The 4,130-nt window shown below is 59.4% G+C and carries 4 protein-coding genes, 2 tRNA genes and 1 pseudogene; 6 read left to right on the top strand and 1 reads right to left on the bottom strand.

Annotated features, from left to right (window positions below; translation table 11 throughout):
* Positions 1–185: pseudogene (locus AC13CR_RS00125) on the top strand (IS3 family transposase); the annotation flags it as partial.
* Between the two features lie 308 nt (positions 186–493).
* On the opposite strand, the gene AC13CR_RS00120 reads toward AC13CR_RS00125, so the two are convergent.
* A tRNA-Asn gene (locus tag AC13CR_RS00120) sits at positions 494–568 on the bottom strand.
* 298 nt (positions 569–866) lie between these two features.
* Between AC13CR_RS00120 and AC13CR_RS00115 the strand changes: the two genes are divergently transcribed.
* The 5 genes from AC13CR_RS00115 to AC13CR_RS00095 all read left to right on the top strand — a co-directional run bounded on the left by AC13CR_RS00115 (position 867) and on the right by AC13CR_RS00095 (position 3,995).
* Positions 867–1,463: a histidine phosphatase family protein gene (locus tag AC13CR_RS00115; protein ID WP_446232926.1), complete on the top strand. Its 597-nt coding sequence runs from the start codon at positions 867–869 to the stop codon at positions 1,461–1,463.
* A 12-nt stretch (positions 1,464–1,475) separates the two neighbouring features.
* A tRNA-Val gene (locus tag AC13CR_RS00110) sits at positions 1,476–1,551 on the top strand.
* A 167-nt stretch (positions 1,552–1,718) separates the two neighbouring features.
* Positions 1,719–2,891: a tyrosine-type recombinase/integrase gene (locus AC13CR_RS00105; protein WP_446247449.1), complete on the top strand. Its 1,173-nt coding sequence runs from the start codon at positions 1,719–1,721 to the stop codon at positions 2,889–2,891.
* A 170-nt stretch (positions 2,892–3,061) separates the two neighbouring features.
* The gene (locus AC13CR_RS00100) at positions 3,062–3,541 is read left to right on the top strand and encodes a bifunctional DNA primase/polymerase (RefSeq protein WP_446247448.1); all 480 of its coding nucleotides are present in this window, start codon (positions 3,062–3,064) and stop codon (positions 3,539–3,541) included.
* Between the two features lie 31 nt (positions 3,542–3,572).
* Positions 3,573–3,995, top strand: a complete 423-nt coding sequence (locus AC13CR_RS00095) for a phage terminase large subunit family protein (protein ID WP_446247447.1) — start codon at positions 3,573–3,575, stop codon at positions 3,993–3,995.
* The last annotated feature ends 135 nt before the right edge of the window (positions 3,996–4,130 follow it).

Genomic DNA, 4,130 nt, shown 5'->3' with positions numbered 1-4,130 from the left:
TCAAAGCAGAAGTCATTCACAGACGCGGGCCATGGCGCAGCTTTGAAGCCGTGGAATATGCCACCCTCGAATGGGTCGATTGGTTCAACAACAGACGCTTGCTGGAACCCATCGGTAACATCCCGCCAGCAGAGGCCGAGGTAAACTTCTATGCCGCTCTGGAAAGATCAGACATGGCCGCGTAACTAAGACAAATCAGCCTCCGGAAAACCCGGCGCGGTTCAAACCGTGGGAACGCCGAACTTCCGACAACAGGTTGAAGAAGCAAAGAAATCGCAACTTATCCGTCCGGTCGCTATTCCTCCTGCCTTACGCTTTCGAGCAACAGAAAGGGTCAGGCTCTTAGGCTCATGCTTCCCGAACTGAGGTGTAGGACTACTCAGCTGACCTGGTCGAAACCCGGAAGCGTCGATCCACGCAGTGTTTGCTGTACTTATTCTGTACTCGAAAAGAAAAAGGACTTAGCGGATAAGCGCTAAGTCCTTGAAATCTTTGGCTCCGGCGGTAGGGATCGAACCTACGACCAATTGATTAACAGTCAACTGCTCTACCGCTGAGCTACGCCGGAACACGGGGGCCGTATAGCAATGGTCCACGAAGGCGTCCAGAGGATTTGCGAAGTTTTTTGATGGGATCTCGGCAGCGTGAGCGTCTGGCAGGATGCGGCTTCCGGTGCTCGTGAATCGCCACGGTATTTGCACTCGGACAATTGCGCCCTTCCGGAAGCCTGTGGAATAGAGGGTTGCTTGACGCGTCGGGTGATATGGACGCCCGTGCGGGCCCGTTCACCCTGGGGTGGGCCAAGGGCTGGACCCAGTCAGCCCTCGCGCAGCGGGCACCGAGCAAGCGATGAGAGGTCCGGTTCGATGTATCCCGATCTATATCTGATCCGACACGGTCAATCGGTCTGGAACCGCGAGGGACGGATGCAGGGCAGGCTGGATTCGCCGCTGACCGAGACGGGCAGGGGGCAGGCGCGCCGCCTGGCGCCGCTGGTTGCGTCGATCGAGGGGATTTGGCTGTCCAGCCCGCAGGGCCGCGCGGTCGAGACAGCGACGATTCTCTTCGGTGCCGGCAATTTCGCAACCGACCCGCGTCTGGCCGAGATCGATGTGGGCGAATTCTCGGGCCGGAGGATCGAAGAATCGCGGCGCGATCATCCAGAGATCTTCGCAGGCCACCGGCTGGCATGGTATGATCGGGCTCCGGGAGGCGAGCATTTCGCGGGGCTGGCCGCACGGGTTTCTGATTTTCTTCACGGATTGCCTGGGCCCGCAGTGATCGTGACTCATGGTATCACGTTGCGGATGTTGCGGATCGTGGCGATGGCGCGGCCGCTTTGCGAACTCGGGTCCCTGCCGGTGGAGCAGGGCAGCATGCATGTCATCCGCGCGGGCCGGCACCAGACATGGCGGCCCGAAGGCGGCCAGCAGGGGCTGGCGCCGGGCGGCGCGGCGGGATAGAACCTGCGCAGGGGGCGGTTAGCTCAGCTGGTAGAGCGTCTCGTTTACACCGAGGATGTCGGGGGTTCGAACCCCTCACCGCCCACCATCCCCCCATTTTCATACATCCTGATGCATCCTCATGTTTCCAATTTTCCTAGCATTTGCTGGACGTTTTTTTGGATTCTTGTCGATGTACCAGCCTTTCTGATTGCGCCGATTGCTGTAAGTGTGATGTAAAAACCTGGTGCGAAAACTCAGATATGGATTCGAACCATGGGTGAACTCAATGATAGTGCGTGCAGGCATGCAAAGCCTGCTGTAAAACTGTACAGAATGCACGATATGGGCGGGCTCTATCTTGAAGTGCTGCCGAGCGGTCGAAAGACATTCCGGCTCAGCTATCGGATCCACGGCAAACAACGGACTCTTTCGATCGGGGAATACCCTGCTGTAAAACTGTCGGAGGCGCGCCGGACGGCACTTGATGCCCGCATGGCGATCCGACTTGGCCGTGACCCAAAAGGGGCGGCGCCTGCCGAAGACGGCTCAGACCGGTTTGCAGCCGTCGCGCAAGAATGGTTCAAGGCGCAGGCTATCGGGTGGAAGGAGACCCACGCCAGCCGCGTCTGGTCGCGCGTCGAACGTTTCCTTTTGCCCGATTTGGGCGAGAGGGGTATTCGCGACGTGACCCCGCGCGAGTTGCTGGAGGTGCTGCGAAAAATTGAGTCGCCAGATTCGGCGAAGCGCGCACGAGTGTACGCTGGCAGCATCTGGACTTTCGCCGTCGCGTCCGACCTTGCCGAGATTAACCCGGCGATCGGGCTTTCAAAGGCGATGCCAAAAGCATCTAAGCAGATCCCGCGCCCGGCGCTGTCGGCGGACCAGTTGCCCAGCTTCTTCGGCAGGCTATCGGGCAGCCAAATGGATCGCGTCACCAATCTTTCGATCCGGCTTCTGATGCACACCGCCGTGCGGCCAGGCGAATTGATCGGCGCCCGCTGGGCTGAGGTGAGCGGCGATCGGTGGATCATACCAGCGGTGCGCATGAAGATGGAACGCGATCATATCGTGCCCCTGTCGACGCAAGCCTTGGCTCTTCTGCGCGAACTGAAGGGACTGGCCGGGGCAGGGGGCCGCTTCGCCGATCTGAAGGCTGATACGATGGGGAAGGCAATCAACAAACTGATGGGCACTGGAATCGTGGTGCCGCATGGTTTCCGGTCAACATTCAGCACGATTGCCAACGACTCCAATCTATGGAACCCGGACGCTATCGAGCGTCAGCTTGCCCACGCGCCGCGAAACAAAGTCCGGGCTGCATATAACCGGGCGCTACACCTCGAAGAGCGGGCGAAACTTATGCAATGGTATTCGGATGTTCTCGACGTGGCCAAGGCAAAGGGCGTGCTCGAAGCCCAAAAGGCAGACCCGGATATCCTGATATAGCTATCACATTAAATGTGAAAGTATGTTTATTTTCAATGATTTGTGGACTCGCGGCGGCGCTGTGAGGTAGAGTTTCGGGATAACGGCCACGGCCCATTTATCCGAAGCATGATGCCAAAGAAAATGGGCCACGGAGTTTGCACCTCCGCGGCCCTGATTTTGGTATCCAGATGAACAATAAAGCACAGACTGATTCCGCGCAACCGTTCGATCCCGATATCCTGATCGACGCTCTGCCGGGGCCTGCCCATGTCGCCATCGCCCTGCACCTCGCCCGGCAAGGGTTGCCGGTCTTTCCATGCAAGGCCAGCGGCCCGAACGTCAAAAGCCCCCACACGGCACACGGCTTCCGAGACGCCACATGCGACCCTGCCACGATTGAGGCATGGTGGCGCCAGTGGCCAAGCGCCCTTGTCGGATTTCGGACAGGATCCGCCAGCGGCATTGCTGTTCTCGACCTGGACGTGAAGAACGGCAAAGACGGCATTGCCGCAGCGCGGTCGCGCGGCATCGATCCTGAAACTGCCTCGCCGATGATCCAACAGACCTTATCCGGCACCGGGCGTCATCTCTATTTTCGGCACAGCGACGGGCAAGAGTATCGGCAAGACGGCGCAGCCGGGATCGATGTGAAAGGCGAGCCCGCGTAACCTGCGCCGGCATACGACGCGCTTTCTCGCCATGGACGAAATCGACGGTTGCGAGGTCACGCAAGAAGGCGACCCCATAAAGCTGGCAGAGATGCGCACGCTGACCTTCCGCGACCGCAAGATCCTCGCCGGCTCGACTCCAATCTTCGATTTCGGCCCGATCACCCGTCTGTATGGTGAATCCGATCAACGCATCTTCGAGGTGCTCTGTCCGGAATGCGACGGCTTCCATGAGGTGCAGTGGGCTCAGATTACTTGGCCCGAGGCGCAGCCTGATAAAGCGGCATGGACCTGTCCCGGCTGCGGCTGCGTCATCCAAGAGCGGCACAAGCCTGCGATGGTGGCGAAAGGCCGCTGGCGCGCGACGGTGCCCGAGGTGAAGGGCCATGCGGGCTTCCGAATTAACTGCTTAATCTCGCCCCACCACAATGCCCGCTGGGGCAAGCTGGGTTAGCGTCCGAGGACGTGGTGTAATTTCTGCGCCTTCATCGGTGCAATCCCGGGTGGCCATCGAGGTGTATGGTCGAGGTGGAGTTTCGACGCTTCAACCACGAACCCTACGGAGACCCCGATGACCAAAACCAACATG

Source organism: Paracoccus sp. L-17, from assembly GCF_056857655.1.
The sequence above is the reverse complement of the archived record's forward strand: the minus strand, read 5'-3'. Positions and strand labels throughout refer to the sequence as shown.

Bases quoted from the DNA above. Each gene is read 5' to 3' on its own strand.
- AC13CR_RS00115 (WP_446232926.1), top strand. From the start codon at position 867: ATGTATCCCGATCTATATCTGATCCGACACGGTCAATCGGTCTGGAAC.
- AC13CR_RS00105 (WP_446247449.1), top strand. From the start codon at position 1,719: ATGGGTGAACTCAATGATAGTGCGTGCAGGCATGCAAAGCCTGCTGTA.
- AC13CR_RS00100 (WP_446247448.1), top strand. From the start codon at position 3,062: ATGAACAATAAAGCACAGACTGATTCCGCGCAACCGTTCGATCCCGAT.
- AC13CR_RS00095 (WP_446247447.1), top strand. From the start codon at position 3,573: ATGGACGAAATCGACGGTTGCGAGGTCACGCAAGAAGGCGACCCCATA.